Origin of the sequence: Bradyrhizobium rifense (genome assembly GCF_008123425.1) — a bacterium.
Lineage (GTDB): Bacteria > Pseudomonadota > Alphaproteobacteria > Rhizobiales > Xanthobacteraceae > Bradyrhizobium > Bradyrhizobium rifense.
Genome location: NZ_VSSS01000053.1, coordinates 1 through 19,347, shown reverse-complemented (window position 1 = coordinate 19,347; position 19,347 = coordinate 1). Strand labels below are relative to the sequence as shown.

Sequence of the window (19,347 nt, the reverse complement as noted above, 5' to 3'; positions counted from 1 at the left end):
GAGCGTTTCGGCCGCCACCGATTTGGCAGACCTGCCGAAGCTCCGCCTGGTGACCAGTCGCCGAGCTATCCCGCGTTCGCGACTCGACCCGCCTGTCCCCCTGCGATCACAATGAGAGATTGAGTGCGGCTGACAAGTCGTCGCATACTCATTTTGGGTATGGCGGATGAGACGCTCGCTGCTGCCTTCGTTTACAAAATGAATGTTGGTTTCTGGATTCATGCACAATGCTTCTGATATCATCCGGACGGTCTCGCGACACACGCTGGCCTATATGCTGTTTTCGATCAGCGAGATGTTCCGGAACTACGACGAATTCGATCCGATGGACCTTCTGATCGTTCACGCGATTCTTAATGCCAACGTCATCAATGTGATGAACGATCCGTCGCTGGATGAGGAGTTTTCCAGCATTCACACGGTCGAGCCGGATACGATCAAGCAGGGCGTGTCCGGCGCGGCACTCTCTCGCTTCCTCAGCCTGCCGCTGGAGACGGTTCGCCGTCGCGTGGCGGGATTGAAGAGGCGGAAGATTCTCGCTGAGACCAAGGCCGGGCTGATCGTGACCGAGCAGAACGCATTCAAGTTTGGCAACAACCACGAGCTACAGATGACCAACGTGCTGCTGCTGACGAAGCTGCTTCGCGATCTCAAGCGCGCCGGCATCAACGGGCCGGATGATCTGAGTGCCGCCAAGGTCGTCGTGGCGACGAAGAAGGCGAAGTAAGCGGCAGGACATGGATCAAAGCCATCTCAACATTGCTCGCGATGGAGTTCAAATAAGCGCTGCGGAGCGCCTGTTGTCGTTCCAGGGGCTCAAGCCATCCTCGGCGCTCGAGCTGCAGTCGTATGACATCGATCATTTCGGCGACAGTGAGAGATATGCCGGTGCGTCCAGCATGCCGTTGGCTGCCGGGTCGACTGCGATCATGCGCGCGCGGCTCAGCCTGCCGACCCTGAGCCTGTCGCTGGTGAGGACGTTCCCGCGGATCATTCGCGGTTATCAGCTGGCGCATGCCGCCGCCGTGGTGGTGCCGATGGATCATGTGACCTCGACCCGCATCAACGGGCAGTCAATCGGCAGTTCGATCGTCATTTTGAAGGGCGCGTCCGATTGCCTGGTCTATGAGCCGGTCGGACGTCTGATCGGTGTCGTCTACTTCACGCCGCCCGCGTGCGAGCCCTGGTCTCGACTGGATGGCTATCATTTGCTGAGCCCGGCATCGGACGTCCTCGCCTCCCTGCGCGGCCTGATCTCGGCAACGCTTGAAACCGCCGCCAATGATCCGGACTTCCTGAACGAGCCGACCTCGCGAGCGGCTGTCGAACAGTCCCTGCTCAGCGCGATCGACGGCGCCATCCGGACCAGCGTGGACAGCAGGTCTGTGCACGCCACGACGGAGAGCTATCTGCGGATCGTCGCCGACATGGAGAAATTGATCCGGCACGACCTGACGATCTGGCTCAAGACGACCGAAATGGCCGAGCGGGTCGGCGTGTCGGTTCGGACCCTCCAGAGTGCGACGCAGGCCATCTGCGGCATGAGCCCGCATCGCTATAGCCGGGTCCTGCGTCTCTGGTCGGTGCGCCGGCAGCTGCGCACCGGCCCGGGACGGCGCAGTGTGAAGGCCTGCGCCATCGCCCACGGCTTCTGGCATTTGAGCGAGTTCGCGGCGAGTTACAGGGCAGCGTTCGGCGAGTTGCCGTCCGAGACCCTGCATCGATCTGTGCGGGAGCACAGCTAGAGCGTTGTCGAGCGAAGTGGGTACCGGTTCGCGTCAAGAAAACGCGTCAAAACAAAGAATCTAGAGCCCCGTTTCGATCCCATCGGAACGGGAAAGGCTCTAGACGGGAGATCGCGACCTAATCGCGTGTGCCGCCCCAATCACCCAGCACGGCCTGCACCAGCGCCAGCGCCGCCACGGCGGCCGTGTCGGCCCGCAGGATCCGCGGGCCCAGCGCCAGCCGCAGGATCCTGGGCTGGCGCAGCAGCAGGGCCCGCTCTTCTTCGGCGAAGCCGCCCTCGGGGCCGATCAGGACGTCGATACCGTGCCCGGATGCGCGGACCTGTTGCAGGCTCTGGATGGGATTCTCGACCTCGGCCGCCTCGTCGCAGAACACCAGCAGGCGGTCGGCGGGGCGCTGGCTGAGGTAGCGCTCCAGCGGCGCGGGTTCGGCCACGGTGGCGAGGCTCAGGATCCCGCATTGCTCGGCGGCCTCGATGACATTGGCGCGCATGCGCTCGGTGTTGACACGGGAGGCCTGGGTGAACCGGGTCTGGACCGGTTGCAGGATCGCGGCGCCCATCTCCACGGCCTTCTGGACCGTGTAATCGAGCCGGGCATGCTTGAGCGGCGCGAAGACGTAAGCGAGGTCGGGCAACCGGTCCTGGGGGCGGACTTGCTGGAGGATGACGAGGTTGTCGGGGCGCTTGCGGCCTTCGATCGCGGCCTGCCATTCGCCGTCGCGGCCGTTGAAAGCCAAAACCTCGGCCCCGGCGGCCAACCGCAGCACATTGCCGAGGTAGTTGCTCTGATCACGGTCGAGCGGAACCCTGGCGTCCTGGGCCAGCGGGAGCTCGACGAACAGGCGGGGGGCGCGAAAATCGTGGGAGGGCATTGATCAAAAGTCCAATTTGCCGCCGTTCTTAACCGAAAGCAGCCGATTCAGGGGTAAATATTGCCGAATTGGTGCGTCGGCGCGCCGCGCTCCTGCCCTATTCAACGGGTTGTTAAGCGCCGGCGGGAATCGTAAAATGGCGAGCACGCTGGTTGCGCTTCAATTGGGAAGTCGCCGAACCCCGTAAGCTCCTGCCGGAGAGACTATCTTGATGATCCGTCGTTTGATGGTTCCGATCACTGCCGCCATGCTCACCATGGGTGCTGCCGGCGCCTATGCCCAGGGGTTCCCGGCTCCGCTGCCGGGCCAGTCCGCACCCGATTCCGCGTTTCCGCCCGTGAACGGTTCGGCGCCTGTCGCCTCCGTCGGCGGTGCGCCGCAAGCCTCGTTCCCGACCAACGGCGCGGCCCCGATCGGTGGTGCCGGCGCATTCAGCGCGGCGCCGCCGACGCAAGGCGGTCCCGGCGAGGACTGCATGAAGGCCTTCATGCCGCTGCGCGAGGAAGCTGAGAAGCGCGGCAAGCTGATTCAAGCCGCGGGCGCTCGTCATGCGCCGCCGGACGAAGCCTGCAAGCTGATCCGTAATTTCAGCCAGTCTGAGACCAAGATGATCAAATACATCGAGGCTCACGCCGCCAAATGCGGAATCCCGCCGAACGTCGGCGCCCAGATGAAGGACAGCCACAAGAACACCGAGGCCATGGCGACGAAGGTCTGTAGCGTTGCGCAGCAGATGCAGAACCAGCCGCGCGGTCCGGCCGGCCCGTCGCTGAGCGAAGTGGTGGGTTCAGGCTCGGCGCCGGAAGCCAATGCCGGCAAGAAGGGCGGCAGCACCTTCGACACGCTCAACGGCAACGTCCTTACCCGATGAGCGATACATCCGCCCGCGTTGCCGATTCCACCGGCAACTGGGTCGATACGCTCGCGCCGCAATGGGCGCGGCCCTATCTGCGCTTGTCCCGCTTCGATCGTCCGATCGGCTCCTGGCTGCTCTTGATGCCGTGCTGGTGGTCGGCCGCGCTCGCGAGCGGCATGGCGCATGATGTCCATCGCCTGCCGCTTGTCATCGTGCTGTTCTTCATCGGCGCCTTCGTGATGCGCGGCGCCGGCTGCACCTGGAACGACATCACCGACCGCGACCTCGACGACAAGGTCGAGCGCACCCGCTCGCGGCCGCTGCCGTCGGGGCAGGTAACAACGAAGCAGGCGCTGGCCTTCATGGTCGCGCAGGCCCTGATCGGGCTCGTGGTGCTGCTGCAGTTCAACCGCTTCGCGGTCCTGACCGGCATCGCCTCGCTTCTGATCGTTGCGATCTATCCCTTCATGAAGCGCATCACCTGGTGGCCGCAAATCGTGCTCGGGCTCGCCTTCTCCTGGGGCGCGCTGATGGGCTTCGCCGTCACCTTCGGGCGCATCGACATCACCGCACTGGTGCTCTACGCCGGCGCGATTTCCTGGGTGATCGGCTATGACACCATCTATGCGCATCAGGACGCCGAGGATGACGCGCTGATCGGCATCAAGTCCACCGCGCGCCTGTTCGGCGCGCATACGCACCAGGCGCTGATCCTGTTCTACGGTCTTGCGGTCATGCTGATCGGTGTCGCGCTGGCGTCAGGCGATGCGCGCTGGCCGGCCTGGATCGGGCTTGCGGCCTTCGCCGCGCATTTGGCTTCGCAGATCATGCGGCTCCGGATCGAGGATCCGGACTTGTGCAAGCGGCTGTTCTACTCGAACAAGTACGCGGGGGCGCTGCTGTTTGCGGGATTGCTGGCTGACGCGGCGCTGCGCGCGGCCTGACGCGCATGCGTAGGGTGGATTAGCGAAGCGTAATCCACCAACTTCTATCCGCTTGGAAAGCAAAGAGGTGGGTTACGCCTGCGGCTAACGCACCCTACGGCACCGTGAGTGCCGCTTAGTTCCTTGCGATGATCTCGCGTTCTTCGCGATGAATCGGCAACTCGCGCGTCATGGCGGTGCGGCGGCGCATCAGAAATTTCGGACGGCGGTCGCGGATCGCGTTGCGGCGACGGCGGCGCGGTGCGGGCTTGCGGACACCTTCGTCGAGCTGCGGCAGCGCAAAGATTTCGCTCCACACGGCCCAGGCCTCGGCGAGATCGTCGCCATCGGCACTGATCAGCAGCGGAACGGAGAGTGAGGGATCGCGATGCACCAGGACGAGGGTCTGCGCCTCGTCATTGCCGCGCAGTGCGACGCCGGTGAAGTCACTGACACGGACGTTGATCGCCATCTGCATGCCGCGGACGGCACGGCGCAGCACGACACGTTCGCGATGAAGCTCGATTTGCCTGGTGTAGCCGTCGGCGCGCGGATCATGCGCATCGAAGCGGACCGGAAGGGAAAGAGGGTCGAGCCGCAGATTACGGCTCGACCCTGCGGGAGCGGCCCCGCTGATTGCTGTTTGACGCCTCACGGCTTTAGTTCTCCCCGCCAGGATTATGTTCCCGGTCGATGCGAGGACCTTAGCGCGGGGCTTTCCGAAACCGCTTAAAAAGGCTGGTTAATCCAGCGTCACCACCCGCCATGATTGACAAGACCTTGGCGCGGATGATTGACGAGACGTTGCGCAAGCCTCGCGAATCTGAGCCTTTTGCAGGCTGATAATGCTTGAAGTCCGCACCATTTGGGCACATCTGGTGTTCAGGGCCCCCGATCGCCCCGAAACCTCCCGCGCCCCAACAGGATTTCGTTTGTGAACCCTTCACCAAGCTCGACGCTTTCGCCCCAGGGCTCTTCAAAGTCCAATCGCGACCTGTTCGATCAGTCCGCGCTGTCCGATCTCGCGCAGCGTCTGGTCGAGGCGGCGAAGCGCGCCGGCGCGGATGCGGCCGATGCGGTCGCGGTGCGCGGCATCTCGCAAGGCGTCGAGGTGCGCGACGGCCGCGTCGAGGAATCCGAGCGGTCCGAGGGCGACGATGTCGGCTTGCGCGTTCTGGTCGGCCAGCGCCAGGCCGTCGTTTCGACCAATGACGCCAGCGGCGATGCCGTGACCAAGCTTGCGGAACGCGCGGTCGCGATGGCCAGGGTCGCGCCGTCAGACAAATATGTCGGGCTCGCCGATCCCGCGCTGCTCGCGCGCGACTTTCCCGATCTCGACCTGCTCGATCCCGATGTGCCTGCGACATCAGAGCTCGAACGCCGAGCGTTGGAGGCCGAAGCCGCCGCGCTTGCCGTGAAGGGCGTGTCTAAATCCGGCGGCGCCTCGGCCTCTGCCGGCATGGGCGGCATGGTGCTCGTCACCTCGACCGGCTTCCACGGCTCTTACCTGCGCTCGAGCCAGGGCATCTCGGCGACCGCGATCGTCGGCGAAGGGACCTCCATGGAGCGCGACTACGACTTCACCTCGGCGCCGCATGGTGCCGATCTGTTGTCGCCTGAGGTGGTCGGCCGCTCCGCCGGCGAGCGCACCGTGGCGCGCTACAATCCGCGCAAGGTCGAGACCTGCAAGGTGCCGGTCGTGTTCGATCCGCGCGTCGCGGGCTCGCTGGTGGGTCACGTCGTCGGCGCTATCAACGGCGCCTCGATCGCGCGCAAGACCAGCTTCCTCAAGGACAAGCTCGGCCAGCAGCTGTTCTCGAAAAACATCCGCATCATCGACGATCCCCTGCGCAAGCGCGGCCTGCGCTCGCAGACGTTTGACGCCGAGGGCGTCGCTGTGAAGAAGACCGCGCTGATCGACGAGGGCGTGCTGACGACCTGGCTGCTCGACTGCGCCACCGCGCGCGAGCTCGGGCTCACCACCACCGGCCACGCCCATCGCGGCGTGTCGTCCTCGCCGTCGCCTGGGCCTTACAATCTGCATCTTGAACCCGGCACGCCGACGCCCGCTGAGCTGATCGCCGACATCAAGCAGGGCTTCTACATCACCGACCTGATCGGCTCCGGCGTCAACGGCGTCACCGGCGACTACAGCCGCGGTGCCTCCGGCTTCTGGATCGAGAACGGCGAGCTCACCTATCCCGTCAGCGAGGTGACGATCGCGGGCCATCTGTTCGAGATATTCAAGTCGATGCAGCCGGCCAACAATCTCGAGTTCCGCTACGGCATCAATGCGCCGACGGTGCGCATCGAAGGACTGACGCTTGGCGGACGCTGACAGTCTCGACGCAAACTTTCTGACGCGCGACGCGGCGCTGCTGCAAGACACGGTGCGGGAAGCGGGGAGCCTCGCGCAGTCGATGTTCCGCACCGAACTGAAGAAGTGGACCAAGGGCGCATCCTCGCCGGTCTCGGAAGCCGACATCGCCGTCAACGACCTCTTGGAAGCGCGCCTGCGCGGCGCCACGCCGGACTATGGCTGGCTGTCGGAGGAGAGCGCCGACGATGCCACGCGGCTGTCGCGGCGTCTGACCTGGATCGTCGATCCCATCGACGGCACCCGCAATTACCTCAACGGCCATGACGAATGGTGCGTCAGCGTCGCGCTGGTCGAGGGCGCGTCACCGGTGCTGGCCGCGGTGTTCGCGCCTGTTAGCGACGAGTTCTTTTTCGCCGTCCGCGGCCAGGGCACAACGCTCAACGGCAAGCCGGTCCGGGCGACGGGCGGGACCGCGCTCGACTTCGCCCGGGTCGCCGGCCCGAAGCCGATGGTCGAGCGACTCAAGACAGGCGGCGGCGACATCAAGCTGCATCCGCGAATCGGTTCGCTGGCGCTTCGGCTCTGCCGGGTCGCCAATGGCGGGCTGGATGCGGCTTTTGCGGGCGGCAATAGTCATGATTGGGACCTTGCGGCGGCCGATTTGATCGTGCAGGAAGCGGATGGTAGGATGAGCGACCTCTCCGGAGATCCCATCCTCTATAATCGTCGGGAAGTGACGCACGGGGTGCTGGTGGCAGCGGGACGCGATCGTCATGCGAGCATTGTCGCGCATTTTCGAAATCGTCCCTTGCCCTGAGCACGTCCGTTATGCTTTTCGAACACTGCTTTGCCGGGCAGCCCGTTAGGAGAACCCATGTCAGATAGTGCCCCGCAACAACTGCTCCATCTCGTCATCGGTGGTGAGCTGCTCGATCTCGAGCACAACACCTTCAAGAACCTGGATGACGTCGAGGTCGTCGGCCTCTATCCGAACTACGCATCCGCCCACGTCGCCTGGCGCGCCAAGGCGCAGAGCACGGTCGACAATGCGCAGATGCGCTATTTCATCGTCCATCTCCACCGGCTGCTCGACCCTACCCAAGAAACGAAGGCGCGTTGAAAAAACTGCTTCGCAATACGCTGCGAAGCAGCTGGTTTCAGCGTGCCGTCGGGGTCCTGGCGGCCGAATATCTGCGTCTGGTCTGGCGGACCAACACATTCACGTTCGATCCGGCCGACGTCTATGACATCGTCGAGCCGCAGATCCCGGCGATCTTCGCATTCTGGCACGGCCAGCATTTCCTCACCCCGTTCATCAAGACCAAGGAGTCCTACCGGGCCAAGGTCCTGATCTCCCGGCATCGCGACGGCGAGTTCAATGCGATCGCCGTCGAGCGGCTCGGCATCGGCCTGATCCGGGGTTCCGGGGATCACGGCGGCGCGTTCCACCGCAAAGGCGGCGTCGGCGCCTTCAGGGAAATGGTGTACACGCTGCAGGACGGCTGTAATGTCGCGCTGACCGCCGATGTCCCCAAGCGCTCGCGCGTGGCCGGCCTCGGCATCATCATGCTGGCACGGGAATCGGGGCGGCCGATCATGCCTTTCGCAATGGCGACCAGCCGCTTCATCCGGCTCAAGAACTGGGACCGCACCACCATCAACCTGCCGTTCGGGCGGGGCGCTCTGGTCGGCATCAAGGAAATCCACGTGCCGCCGGATGCCGATGCCGCCACCATGGAAACGCTGCGGCAGGAACTGGAAGACACGCTGAACGAAGCCACCCGTCGCGCCTATGCGCAACTCGGCCGCCCGGGGCCTGCAGATGGCTAGTTCGCTGCCCCATGCGCTGCCCAAGTCCCTGCCGATGACACTGCGGATGTATCAGCGCCTGGCCACGGGCCTGCTGCCGCTGGCGCCTGCGCTGATCAAGCGGCGGCTGAAGCAGGGCAAGGAAGACCCGGAGCGCGTCGGCGAACGGCGGGGGCTGTCCCAGGACGTCCGCCCGCACGGCCCGCTGGTCTGGATCCACGGCGCCAGCGTCGGCGAGGTGTTGGCCGCGGCCGCCCTGATCGAGCGCTTGCGCGACCTCAATTTGCGCATCCTGCTCACCTCGGGCACGGTCACCTCGGCCGCGGTCGTCGCAAAGCGCTTTCCGCCCGACGTCATCCATCAATACGTGCCGTATGATTCCCCACGCTATGTCGCGCGCTTCCTCGACCATTGGAAGCCGTCGCTGGCGCTGTTCATCGAATCAGATCTCTGGCCCAACCTGATTCTGGCCGGCGCTGCGCGCCGGGTGCCGATGGTGCTGATCAACGGGCGGATGTCGCCGCGCTCGTTCCCGCGCTGGCGGCGGATGCACGGCACTATCTCGGCGCTGCTGTCGCGCTTCGACATCTGCCTGGCGCAATCGAAGACCGACGCCGAACGCTTCTCCGCGCTCGGCAGCCGCGACGTCGTCACCACGGGCAATCTCAAGCTCGACGTGCCGGCGCCGCCGGCCGATCCCGCAAAGCTCGAACGGCTGATGGCGATGACGCGCGGGCGGCCGATCATCGTCGCGGCCTCGACCCATCCGGGCGAGGACGAAATGCTGGTCGCTGCGCATCGCAACCTCGTCGGCTTCTTCCCGCAGCTTCTGACCGTGATCGTGCCGCGGCATCCCGATCGCGGCTCGTCGATCGCAGGCCTGATCACGGCGTCGGGCCTGAAGCCGGCCTTGCGCTCGCGCGACGAGCAGCTCTCGGCCACCACCGACGTTTATGTCGCCGACACCATGGGTGAGCTCGGCCTGTTCTATCGTCTTTCGCCAATCGTGTTCATGGGCGGATCGCTGATCCGCCATGGCGGCCAGAATCCGATCGAGGCGATCAAGCTCGGCGCTGCGATCGTCCATGGCCCGAACGTCTTCAATTTCGCCGACGTCTATGCGGCGCTCGACGAACGCGGCGGTGCACGCCAGGCCGACACACAGGAGGCGCTGGTCAAGCAGCTCGGCCTGTTGCTGGCTGAGCCGACCGTGCGCGACAGGATGCATCGCGCAGGCACAGGCGTGGTCGAGGAACTCGGCGGCGCGCTCGATCGCACCATGACGGCGCTCGAGCCGTATCTGATGCAGTTGCGGATCGAGATGGGAGCCGCCAATGCGTGAGCCGGCCTTCTGGTACCGGCCGCGTTCCCCGAAGTCGCATCTCCTCAGCCCATTGGGCGCGCTCTATGGCGCCATCACCGCACGCCGCATGGCGCGCAAGGGGTTTGACGCCGGCATCCCCGTGCTCTGCGTCGGCAATTACCATGTCGGCGGCGCCGGCAAGACGCCGACCGTATTGGCGCTGACGAAGCTGCTGCGCGAGCTCGGCGAGACACCGGTGGTGCTCAGCCGCGGCTATGGCGGACGCTTGCACGGCCCGGTCATGGTCGATCGCGAACGTCACACCGCCGCCGATATCGGCGACGAGCCGCTGATGATGGTACGCGACGTCCCCGTCGCCGTCGCACGCGACCGCCTCGACGGCGTGGCGCTGGCGAAGTCGCAAGGCGCCACCGTGATCCTGATGGACGACGGTTTCCAGAACCCGGTTCTGTTGAAGGACGCCTCGCTGATCGTGATCGACAGCGAGCGTGGCCTCGGCAACGGCAAGGTGTTTCCGGCAGGTCCCCTGCGCGCGCCGCTGAAGGGGCAGCTTTCGCGCACCGACGCACTGGTGCTGATCGGCGACGGCCATGCCGCGGACGATGTCGCGGCGGAGATTTCCGCGCGCGGCAAGCCGGTGCTGCGCGCGCGCCTGAAGCCGGACGCGGCCGCGGTCGCGCAACTCTTCGGCAAGCCCGTTTTCGCCTTCGCCGGCATCGGCGATCCCGAGCGCTTCTTCCGCAGCTTGGCAGCCTGCGGCATCGAGGTCGCGCGCACGCGCCCCTTCGCCGATCACCACATGTTTTCGCGAGACGAGCTCTTGGCGCTCGCAGCCGATGCCCGGCGCGAGCAGCTCATCCTGGTAACGACGGAAAAAGATCTCGCACGCCTGCGCGGCCGCGACGGCGTGCCCGACGGCATCGTGCCGTTCGCGGTGCAGCTCGAGTTCGGCGATCCGGTTAAGCTCAAGCAACTGATCAGCGATCATCTCTACAAGGCCCGCGAGCGGCGTTTTTCAAGCCGCTGAAATCTCCGCAAACGACGATCTCGTAGGGTGGGCAAAGCGCAGCGTGCCCACCATCCATGTTCGCGTCCGGAGTGAGGTGGTGGGCACGCTGCGCTTTGCCCACCTGCATCTCGCCATTCAGCCGACATTCATCGCAATACCTCTATCGATCTCAGACGATCCTGGAGAATGCGATGAAACTGCCCTTCGCGGCCCTAGCCACCACCCTTGTGTGTCTGATTGTTGCGCCTGTGTTTGCACAAACGACGCCGGCTCCGACCGCCACGGTGCCGGTTCCCGCGACCAAGCGCGTGACGTGTCTCGGCACGACGCAGAATCTGAAGGGGCAGGACAAGCGCGACCAGATGCAGCTCTGCATGGCGCAGGCGCGGCTCGATTGCCTTAAGCAGGCGATCGATCAGAAGGTGGTCGGCGAAGCGCGCAAGAGTGCGATCAAGACTTGCGTGGGCACGGATGGTCCCGAGCAGGAATAGCCGCGCGGGCGAGGCCTCACGGTTGCGGCTTCGGCGCGTTGGGAAAATGCCGCTGCAGCACGGCCGTGGGCGTGGCGTAGGCTTCCTGCAGATCCACGCTCCAGTATTTCAGTTCGTCGAGCGGGATCCGCGTGTCGGTGATGGCGCAGCGCACGAAAGTCCCCGGCGAGATCACGCGGAAATCGCCGTCGAGATATTGCACCTGCGCTTCGCCATGGCCCGAGGGGCCGAACTTGTTCAGCACGGTCGAAAGTCTCCGTGGAAGGGCCCTGTTTGGAGAACCTTGCAGGGCACGATGTGTTGGACTGGATTTAGCATAGATAGGGTGGCTTGTCCGCCCGTTAAACCCACCGGTTTGTGATGTTTTGCCGCCGTTTGCGCATGATAGTGCTTGAGCCCGTGCGGCACCTCCTGCGACAGAGTTCGATGCGCCTTCGACTGACCGCCCTGTTCCTGACGCTGTTGATGTCGGCCGCGCATGCCGCGCCGGCGCCTGCACCTGCGCAGGTCGAGATTCCGCTGTCCTCCGGCGTCCTGCATGCGCAACTGTTCAAGCCCGAGGGCGAGGGGCCGTTTCCGACCGTGATCGCGCTGCACGGCTGCGGCGGCCTCGGCAGCCATTCCGATTCCGTGCAGCCGCGCTATCGCGACTGGGCCGAGCGTCTGCTCAAGGCCGGCAATGCGGTGCTGCTGCCGGACAGCTACGGCTCGCGCGAGCTCGGGCCGCAATGCCGCGTCAAGGAGATGCACGTCAAGGCGCGGCGCGAGCGCGTCACCGACATCGCAGCATCGCGCGCCTGGCTGATGAAGCAGAGCTGGGTCGCGCGCGACCGTGTCAGCCTGATCGGCTGGGCCAACGGCGCCAGCGCGCTGCTCTGGGCGGTGCGTCCGCAGAGCGTGGCGCGCGATGCGGGACCGGATTTCCGCGCCGCGATCGCGTTCTATCCGGATTGCCGCATCTCCGCCGGTCTCGGCTGGAGCACGCGGGTGCCGACGCTGGTGCTGATCGGTGCCAATGACGACGTCTCGTCGCCGCCGGCCTGCCGCCAGATGGTGGATGGCGCGCACGGCCGCAGCGCGCTCGCGCGCATCGTGGTCTATCCCGGCGCCTATCACGATTTCGACCGCGCCAACACGCCGCTGCACGCGGCTGCCAGCAGCACCGATGCCGCCGTGCCCGAGCACGGCCATCTCGGCACCGATTCGGAAGCGCGCGCGGCGTCGCAGAAGGAAGTCGCGGAGTGGCTGGCGCGATAATGACGGTGTCGTAGCCCGGATGGAGCGCAGCGAAATCCGGGAAGGTCTCAACGCGTGGCACGATCCCGGATTACGCTTCGCTCCATCCGGGCTACACGTCTCAAAGCGGGGCCGCCCGAGGAACAAGGTGAGGCGGACAGCCCCGCATCGACCACCGCCCTGCACGGATAATGGCCGACCGAAAAACTACGGCTCGCGCATCACACCGGTTTCAGCCGATGTCGGTGCCATAGTTCGACCATGATGTCGGCTAAACGCATCTCTCATGCGCAATCGCTTCGTCATCTTCTCGTTCGCACTGGTCGTCTTCACCGTCGCGGTCTTGCTGTTCGAAGCCCACGCCGGCGCACCGCAGCTCTCGCCGGACCATTGCGGCTTCTGGACCACGATGGACGCGGGATTATCCTGCCAGTAGGTGGGTGGGACTACGCACCGCCTCCACGCCGTCATTGCGAGCGCAGCGAAGCAATCCAGAATCTTTCCGCGGAGGGACTCTGGATTGCTTCGCTGCGCTCGAAATGACGGGATGAGAGAGCTCGGCTGCCTCTAGAACAAACTGCCCTGATCCACCGGCTTGCCCACGCGCTTCGGCGCAGGCTTGGCGTCTTGCGCGGCCGCCCTCGGCTGCGCAGGCGCGCGTTTGGCCACAGGCGCCGGCCGATCGGTATCCGCCGTCGCGCCCACGCGTCCATCCGCGAACTCGATCGCGATCCGCGCATTCGGCCCGACGCTGTCGGCCGAATGCAGCGGGTGCCCGGCCTCATCACGCACCAGCGCAAAGCCGCGGGCGAGCACGCCGCGATAGGACAGGGCGGAGAGCAGCTTGCCGCTGTTCTCGACGCGGGCATCGAACCGCTGCAGCAAGGTGACAAGCGCGCGGTTGGCGCGCTCGGCGAGGCGGTGCGTGCGCTCGCGCTGGCGGGCAATCGCGTTGCGCTGGGCCTGCGCGTTGGAGAGTTTTGAGGCGCGCAGGCGCACTTCGAGTCCGGCAAAGCGATCGCGCCGCCGCCGCAGCAGCGAGCGCGCGGACAGGCCGAGCCGTTCGCCGCACACGGTGAGCCGGTGATCGGCCTGCGAAATCTGGCCGTGCAGCACCCGCAGCGTCAGCTTTGCGCTCGCCGCCGTAAACCTGCGGAAATGCGCATGCGTGTTGGCCTTCAATCCGCGCGGCAGCGATGCGCCGGCTGAATCCAGCCGCTGCCGCGGAATCGCGAGCAGATCGCCCGCAGCAGGCAGCGCGCGCGCAGCGGCACGCAATTCGTTGCGCCGGCTCTCATGGGCACGCTGCCAATAGGCGCGCGTGCGCCGCGCGAGATCGGCGACCTCGACGAACAAGTCGCTGCGCACCGGCACGGCCATTTCGGCCGCGGCCGTCGGCGTCGGCGCGCGCTTGTCGGCGACGAAATCGATCAGCGTGATGTCGGTCTCGTGGCCGACCGCGGAGATCAGCGGGATCATGCTCTCGGCCGCTGCGCGAACCACGATCTCCTCGTTGAACGACCAGAGATCCTCCAGCGAGCCACCGCCGCGCGCGACGATGAGAACATCGGGCCGCGGAATCTTGCCGCCCTCCGGCAGCGCGTTGAAGCCGCGGATCGCGGCTGCGACCTGCTCGGCCGAGCCTTCGCCCTGAACTTTCACCGGCCATACCAGCACGTGACGGGGGAAGCGGTCCTCGAGCCGGTGCAGGATGTCGCGGATCACCGCGCCGGTCGGCGAGGTCACCACGCCGATCACCTCCGGCAGCCACGGCAGCAGTTGTTTTCGCGATTCGTCGAACAGGCCCTCGGCGGCGAGCTTCTTCTTGCGCTCTTCCATCAGCGCCATCAGCGCGCCGATGCCGGCCGGCTCCAGCGCCTCGATGACGATCTGATATTTGGAGGAGCCCGGATAGGTCGTGAGCTTGCCGGTGGCGATGACCTCGAGCCCCTCCTGCGGCTTGAAGCGCATCCGGCCGTGCACGCCCTTCCAGATCACCGCCTCGATCTTGGCGCTCTCGTCCTTGAGCGCGAAATAGCAATGGCCGGACGAATGAGCGCCGCGGAACCCGGAGATCTCGCCCCGGACCCGGACATGGCCATAGGTGTCCTCTACGGTCCGCTTCAGGGACTGCGAGAGCTCGGAAACGGTGAATTCGGGCGTATTGAGCAGGGGTTCCGCAGGCGGCATCGGCAAACGATTCGGCATTTTGGGGTCGATCTCGACGTTAAGGATTTTCGCCGGCAAGCGCGAATCCGGCTCTTGATCGCAAGAGTACTCTGTTATATAGAGTTCTCTATTGATGTTCTAGTCAGGGAGTTCGGCCATGGCGATCCGGTTGCTGCGAGGTGCCCTGGGCTTGCTGAAATGGGGTCTCTGCGCGCTCGGCGCAGTGGCGCTGATCTTCACCGCCTTGATCGCGACGCCGTTGGAGCGGCCCGCGGAGATGCGCTCTGTCTCGGAGTCCGCCAGGGGCATCGACTGGTCCAATTTGCCGCCGCTGGAGCGTTTTCAGGCCCGCGACGGCACCTGGCTCGGCTTCCGGCACTACGCGCCGAAAGGGACAGCCACTGATCGCGGTGCGATCTTCATCCACGGCTCGTCCGGCTCCTCCGGCACGGTCAATCACGCCCTGACCGCGGCGATTGCCGCACACGGCGTCGAGACCTGGGCGTTGGACGCGCGTGGCCACGGGGCTTCAGGCACCCGCGGCGACATCGGCTATGTCGGCCAGCTCGAGGATGATCTGGTCGACTTCGTCGCCCATGTCCGCAAGAGCGCACCGGACCTGCCGCTCACTCTGGTCGGCCATTCCGCGGGCGGCGGCTTCTCGCTCCGCGTCGCCGCCACGCCGATCATGCAGGATCTGTTCGTCCGTACCGTGCTGGTCGCGCCCTATCTCGGCTATGACGCGCCGACCAACAAGCCGCACTCCGGCGGCTGGGCCAATGCCGACATTCCGCGCTTCCTTGGGCTCGCAGCACTTCGCAAGCTCGGCATCGACTGCTGCGCGCAGCTGCCGGTGCTCGCCTTCGCGGTGCCTGCGAATTCGGAACGGATTCTGACCCCGACCTATTCCGACCGCCTGATGCGCAACTTCGCCACGCACGGCTATCGCCTCGATCTGCCGGCGGTGACGCATCCGATGACGATCTTCGGCGGTGCCGAGGACGAGATGATGATCTCCGACAAATACGCCGAGACCGTGCAGGCCATCAAACCGTCCGTCGACGTCAAGGTGATCGAGGGCGTCAACCACATGGGCATGGTTACCAATCCGAAGGCGGTCAACGCAATCGCCGAGGACGTGGCCACGCGCGGGAGCGGGCAATCATGATGCAACCCGTTGGTGGCAGGGCAATCGCATATGGGAGCGGCTTACCCGCGGCCATCCTTCGAGACGCCCGCCTGCGGCGGGCCCTCAGGATGAGGGCGGAGTTTGCGGCAGTCGCTTCACCGGGTGCTGCTATAGCTGAGCCTCATCCTGAGGAGACCGCGAAGCGGTCGTCTCGAAGGACGAGGCGCTTGCTCGGGCGTAGCCATGTCGTCATGTGCGATTGCCCTGCTGTTGCTGGCAAGCCGTGGAGACAGCCATGAAGAACCTGTTCGAAGCCGGAAAACTGCTGCTTCTCGACATGGCGGCGACGCTGTTCTTTCTTGTACTTTACCTGCTGACCCACAACGTGACCCTGTCGGTCGTGCTCGGCATGGTGTTGGGCATGGCCCAGATCGGCTGGCAATTCGCGCGCCGCAAGCCAATCGACACCATGCAATGGATGAGCCTGTTTCTGGTGCTCGGCGCCGGCACCGTCACGCTGCTCACCAACGATCCGCGATTCATGATGATCAAGCCGAGCGTCATCTACATCATCGTCGGCGTTGTGATGCTGAAGCGGGGGTGGATGAATCGCTATCTGCCGCCGATTGCGATCGAGCTGGTGCCGGATATCGCCGTCATTGTCGGCTATGCCTGGTCGGGCCTGATGTTCTTCTCCGCGGCACTGAACGTGATCGTGGCGCTCAATGTCGACGTCGGGACCTGGTCGATGACCATGTCGGTCTATGGCATCGTCAGCAAGGTCTTGATGTTCCTGATCGGCTACACGGCCATGCGCACCATTGGTGTTGCGCGTAAGCGACGTCTTGCCGGCGACCGCCCGCGCGATGCTGCGCCGATGCCGGGTTGATGGAGGCCGACATGATCGACAGCAAGCAGGCAGCCGAGGCGCTCGCCGATATCGACGACATGGTCCATCGCGTCCGGCAATCGCGGGTCTACGACCTTGCCAGCCAGATGATGATCCTGTGGGGTGGACTGGTGTTCGCCGCCAACTTCGCCACCTGGCTCTGGCCGCACCAGGGCTACTATTTCTGGATCGCGGTTTACATCCTCGGCATCGCCGGCTCCTTCGCGATCAGCGGGTCCAATCGATCCTCGAGCGGCGTTCGCAGCTTCGACGCCCGCATGCTGATCGCCTTCCTGATGTTCATCGCGTTCGGGTTCTTCTGTTCGCTGGTGCTCGGCCATTTCACGCCGCGCCAGCAGGGCGCGTTCTGGACGATCTATTTCATGCTGTTCTACGCGCTTGCGGGCCTGTGGTTCGGCCGCGCCTTCATCGTGATCGCGGCGGCGATCACCGTGCTCACGCTGGTCGGCTATTTCTTCGTGACCGGCGACACCTTTCTGCCGTGGATGGCGGTCGTCAACGGCGGCGGCCTGATCGTCGGCGGCCTCTGGATGCGGCGGAGCTAGTCGATGGCGGAGCTCGACGACATCATCCACCAGCCGCTGCGGCTCAAGATCATGGCCGCGCTGAATTCGCTGCCGGGGGCCGCAGGCCTGGAATTCTCCAGGCTGAAGAAATTGACCGGCGCCACCGACGGCAATCTCGGCGCGCATATCGAGACCCTGGCCAAGGCCGGCTACGTCTCGGTCGACAAGGCCTTCGTCGGCAAGAAGCCGCAGACCACGGTAACCGCAACAGCGGCGGGCCGCGGCGCTTTCGCGCGGCACGTGGCGACGTTGCAGGAGATTATTGCGGGGAGGCAGGTGTAGCTCCGCTATCATCGCGCTGCTGATTGTTGTGCCCTCGCCCCTTGCGGGAGAGGGCAACTCCGCTGGCCAACACGGGCTCATTTGGGTGAGGGGTTCTCTCGGCGAGTCCTGCTCCCACTTGAACCGATTACGGTGACAGCGCACTAAACGATGATGCTTGGGCTTTGGAATTTGGTGCAACTGTCACCATTGGGGTTAACGCGGCGCCGGCGAGCCAGAAAGTCCTTGACGCAACAGATCACCATGGAAACCTTTCGGTCGAAAGACCTTGATTGGTCGATGGACGGAGCCGACCCGTGAGATTTTTGCCGAGAATTATGCTCGTAACCGCTCTCGTGAACCTTGCTCCAGCCGTCGCCCAGGCGCCGAAGCAAGCTGTCGCTTCTCCCGCCTTGCAGAAGGAGTTCGATGGCTTCATCGAGAAGTTTCGCGCGGTGCTGAGGACAAACGATTCCGCCGCCGTCGCCAGCATGACGCGATTGCCGTTCATGAACGACAAAGCAATTCGCGACGCCGCGCAATTCCGCGCCAAGACCTATCCGACCTCGTTCACGGCGAAAAATCGCGCGTGTATCCAGCGCGGCAAGGCCGTCTACGATCGCGACCAAGAAAATAATGATAATTACTTCGTCTTCTGCGGCGACCTCATCTTCGTCTTCACCAAGACGCCGGCAGGGTTCCTTTTTACGGATGTCGGCGCGAATGACTGATCCGGGGATTGCGGTGACAGCGTCACCGGAATTCTGGGTGCATTAAAAGTGCTCGATAAGGGGAAACCAATATGTCCGTCGTCGTCGTAATGGAAAATTTTTGCTTCAGTGTTGTCTCCGCGGTCCTTTTCCTTTGGATAAAGAGATATGTCATTCGAGTGACCTTGAGTGCGCTCTTCCCGCTTGCGCTCTATTGGCTCGCTTTCCAAGCTTCGTCGGGTGGGCGAGAATTTTGGGATATTAGGGTGATCGGCCCATTGGCCTTAGGGGGATTTTGCGGAGCCCATATGAAATCGTTGTTATCGCTAGTCAGGAAAGCGCGTAGCGACGTTTAGCTGGTAGCTCGTAGGATGGGTTGAGCCTTTGCGAAACCCATCGCTTCTCTACCCCGTTCTCCGTAGTCGCGGCCGTCATCCGACTGATCACCGAATTACGGTGACAGTGCACCAAATGGTATCAACTGCGCTGGCCCTGGAAATTAGTGCACTGGACTGCACCCCTTAAGTGAGACACGATATTTTCGGTGACAGTGAGGTTGTCACGATGCGGTACCGCAGGGTTGCGCGAAGGCGCTTTCGAACTCAGGGGGCTGGGACCTCTTTCCCCGTCATTCTGGGGCGCGCGTAGCGCGAGCCCGGAATCCATCAAGCACAGCGTCGGTGGATGAATGGATTCCGGGCTCGTCGCTTCGCGACGCCCCGGAATGACGGTGCGACCTAGACCTGCTTCCCCGCAATGATCTCCTGCAACGTCGCCACAGGTCGGTATTACGGTGACAGTGCTGGACTGCACCCCTGAAGTGAGACACGATAATTACAGTGACAGGCATTCCGAGGATGACCTGTGGCAGGACGAGCAAAGAAGCGTCAGTTTCCGACGGCTTACAAATTGAAGGCGATCAAGCGGGTTGAGCGGGGCGAAGGCGTCCTCCCTGTAGCCCGCGAGCTTGGAATCTCCCGCAAGAGTCTCCATGACCTGTCTCTTATACACATCT

23 protein-coding genes are annotated in these 19,347 nt (G+C 64.4%); 19 read left to right on the top strand and 4 right to left on the bottom strand.

Features of this window, described 5'->3' with window-relative positions; all coding sequences use genetic code 11:
- The first annotated feature begins 220 nt into the window (after window positions 1–220).
- Window positions 221–727: a hypothetical protein gene (locus tag FXB40_RS32630; protein WP_148776295.1), complete on the top strand. Its 507-nt coding sequence runs from the start codon at window positions 221–223 to the stop codon at window positions 725–727.
- Between the two features lie 73 nt (window positions 728–800).
- Window positions 801–1,745 carry a helix-turn-helix domain-containing protein gene (locus tag FXB40_RS32625; protein ID WP_246208107.1) on the top strand — a complete coding sequence of 315 codons (945 nt, stop codon included), beginning with the start codon at window positions 801–803 and terminating at the stop codon, window positions 1,743–1,745.
- A 118-nt stretch (window positions 1,746–1,863) separates the two neighbouring features.
- Here the strand turns inward: FXB40_RS32625 and FXB40_RS32620 are convergent, their stop codons facing one another.
- Window positions 1,864–2,619: a 16S rRNA (uracil(1498)-N(3))-methyltransferase gene (locus FXB40_RS32620; protein WP_148776291.1), complete on the bottom strand. Its 756-nt coding sequence runs from the start codon at window positions 2,617–2,619 to the stop codon at window positions 1,864–1,866.
- A gap of 211 nt (window positions 2,620–2,830) precedes the next feature.
- Between FXB40_RS32620 and FXB40_RS32615 the strand changes: the two genes are divergently transcribed.
- Together FXB40_RS32615 and ubiA are read left to right on the top strand one after the other, a co-directional pair.
- Window positions 2,831–3,490 carry a hypothetical protein gene (locus FXB40_RS32615; protein WP_148776289.1) on the top strand — a complete coding sequence of 220 codons (660 nt, stop codon included), beginning with the start codon at window positions 2,831–2,833 and terminating at the stop codon, window positions 3,488–3,490.
- Window positions 3,487–4,419, top strand: coding sequence for a 4-hydroxybenzoate octaprenyltransferase (ubiA, locus tag FXB40_RS32610; protein ID WP_148776287.1), 933 nt, complete (start codon window positions 3,487–3,489; stop codon window positions 4,417–4,419). Before FXB40_RS32615 ends, ubiA begins: the two co-directional genes overlap by 4 nt.
- A 115-nt stretch (window positions 4,420–4,534) precedes the next feature.
- On the opposite strand, the gene FXB40_RS32605 is transcribed toward ubiA, so the two are convergent.
- The gene (locus tag FXB40_RS32605) at window positions 4,535–5,053 is read right to left on the bottom strand and encodes a DUF6101 family protein (protein ID WP_148776285.1); all 519 of its coding nucleotides are present in this window, start codon (window positions 5,051–5,053) and stop codon (window positions 4,535–4,537) included.
- A 279-nt stretch (window positions 5,054–5,332) separates the two neighbouring features.
- On the opposite strand from FXB40_RS32605, the gene FXB40_RS32600 reads away from it, so the two are divergent.
- From FXB40_RS32600 to FXB40_RS32570, 7 genes are all read left to right on the top strand, one after another.
- A complete protein-coding gene (locus FXB40_RS32600; RefSeq protein WP_148776283.1) occupies window positions 5,333–6,736 on the top strand; it encodes a TldD/PmbA family protein in 1,404 nt (467 codons plus the stop codon).
- The gene (locus tag FXB40_RS32595) at window positions 6,723–7,535 is read left to right on the top strand and encodes an inositol monophosphatase family protein (RefSeq protein ID WP_148776279.1); all 813 of its coding nucleotides are present in this window, start codon (window positions 6,723–6,725) and stop codon (window positions 7,533–7,535) included. The genes FXB40_RS32600 and FXB40_RS32595 overlap by 14 nt, the downstream gene beginning before the upstream one ends.
- A 57-nt stretch (window positions 7,536–7,592) precedes the next feature.
- Window positions 7,593–7,838, top strand: a complete 246-nt coding sequence (locus FXB40_RS32590) for a DUF4170 domain-containing protein (protein ID WP_148776277.1) — start codon at window positions 7,593–7,595, stop codon at window positions 7,836–7,838.
- Window positions 7,835–8,548: a lysophospholipid acyltransferase family protein gene (locus tag FXB40_RS32585; protein ID WP_148776275.1), complete on the top strand. Its 714-nt coding sequence runs from the start codon at window positions 7,835–7,837 to the stop codon at window positions 8,546–8,548. The genes FXB40_RS32590 and FXB40_RS32585 overlap by 4 nt, the downstream gene beginning before the upstream one ends.
- On the top strand, window positions 8,511–9,869 hold the full coding sequence (locus FXB40_RS32580) for a 3-deoxy-D-manno-octulosonic acid transferase (protein ID WP_148776273.1): 1,359 nt from the start codon (window positions 8,511–8,513) through the stop codon (window positions 9,867–9,869). Before FXB40_RS32585 ends, FXB40_RS32580 begins: the two co-directional genes overlap by 38 nt.
- Window positions 9,862–10,878 (top strand): tetraacyldisaccharide 4'-kinase, encoded by a 1,017-nt coding sequence (lpxK, locus tag FXB40_RS32575; protein ID WP_148776271.1) that lies wholly within the window; start codon window positions 9,862–9,864, stop codon window positions 10,876–10,878. The genes FXB40_RS32580 and lpxK overlap by 8 nt, the downstream gene beginning before the upstream one ends.
- A gap of 173 nt (window positions 10,879–11,051) precedes the next feature.
- The gene (locus FXB40_RS32570; protein WP_148776269.1) at window positions 11,052–11,351 is read left to right on the top strand and encodes a hypothetical protein; all 300 of its coding nucleotides are present in this window, start codon (window positions 11,052–11,054) and stop codon (window positions 11,349–11,351) included.
- A 16-nt stretch (window positions 11,352–11,367) separates the two neighbouring features.
- Here the strand turns inward: FXB40_RS32570 and FXB40_RS32565 are convergent, their stop codons facing one another.
- A complete protein-coding gene (locus FXB40_RS32565) occupies window positions 11,368–11,595 on the bottom strand; it encodes a DUF2093 domain-containing protein (RefSeq protein ID WP_148776267.1) in 228 nt (75 codons plus the stop codon).
- Between the two features lie 182 nt (window positions 11,596–11,777).
- Between FXB40_RS32565 and FXB40_RS32560 the strand changes: the two genes are divergently transcribed.
- Entirely contained in the window at window positions 11,778–12,608 is an 831-nt protein-coding gene (locus FXB40_RS32560; RefSeq protein WP_187437303.1) for a dienelactone hydrolase family protein, read from the top strand.
- Window positions 12,609–12,873: 265 nt separating this feature from the next.
- Window positions 12,874–13,023, top strand: coding sequence for a hypothetical protein (locus FXB40_RS48265; RefSeq protein ID WP_187437302.1), 150 nt, complete (start codon window positions 12,874–12,876; stop codon window positions 13,021–13,023).
- 131 nt (window positions 13,024–13,154) lie between these two features.
- Here FXB40_RS48265 and xseA read toward each other — a convergent pair whose 3' ends face one another.
- The gene (gene xseA, locus FXB40_RS32555; RefSeq protein WP_148776264.1) at window positions 13,155–14,795 is read right to left on the bottom strand and encodes an exodeoxyribonuclease VII large subunit; all 1,641 of its coding nucleotides are present in this window, start codon (window positions 14,793–14,795) and stop codon (window positions 13,155–13,157) included.
- 118 nt (window positions 14,796–14,913) lie between these two features.
- Here xseA and FXB40_RS32550 point away from each other — a divergent pair, with 118 nt between their 5' ends.
- From FXB40_RS32550 to FXB40_RS32525, 6 genes are all read left to right on the top strand, one after another.
- Window positions 14,914–15,924 (top strand): alpha/beta hydrolase, encoded by a 1,011-nt coding sequence (locus FXB40_RS32550; RefSeq protein WP_187437301.1) that lies wholly within the window; start codon window positions 14,914–14,916, stop codon window positions 15,922–15,924.
- Between the two features lie 256 nt (window positions 15,925–16,180).
- On the top strand, window positions 16,181–16,774 hold the full coding sequence (locus FXB40_RS32545; protein WP_148776262.1) for an inner membrane-spanning protein YciB: 594 nt from the start codon (window positions 16,181–16,183) through the stop codon (window positions 16,772–16,774).
- Between the two features lie 11 nt (window positions 16,775–16,785).
- Window positions 16,786–17,340 (top strand): Asp23/Gls24 family envelope stress response protein, encoded by a 555-nt coding sequence (locus FXB40_RS32540; protein WP_148776260.1) that lies wholly within the window; start codon window positions 16,786–16,788, stop codon window positions 17,338–17,340.
- Between the two features lie 3 nt (window positions 17,341–17,343).
- Window positions 17,344–17,643 (top strand): winged helix-turn-helix domain-containing protein, encoded by a 300-nt coding sequence (locus FXB40_RS32535; protein ID WP_148776258.1) that lies wholly within the window; start codon window positions 17,344–17,346, stop codon window positions 17,641–17,643.
- A 317-nt stretch (window positions 17,644–17,960) separates the two neighbouring features.
- A complete protein-coding gene (locus tag FXB40_RS32530) occupies window positions 17,961–18,353 on the top strand; it encodes a hypothetical protein (protein ID WP_246208104.1) in 393 nt (130 codons plus the stop codon).
- Between the two features lie 843 nt (window positions 18,354–19,196).
- On the top strand, window positions 19,197–19,347 hold a 151-nt coding region (locus FXB40_RS32525; protein ID WP_148776256.1), incomplete at its 3' end, for a transposase.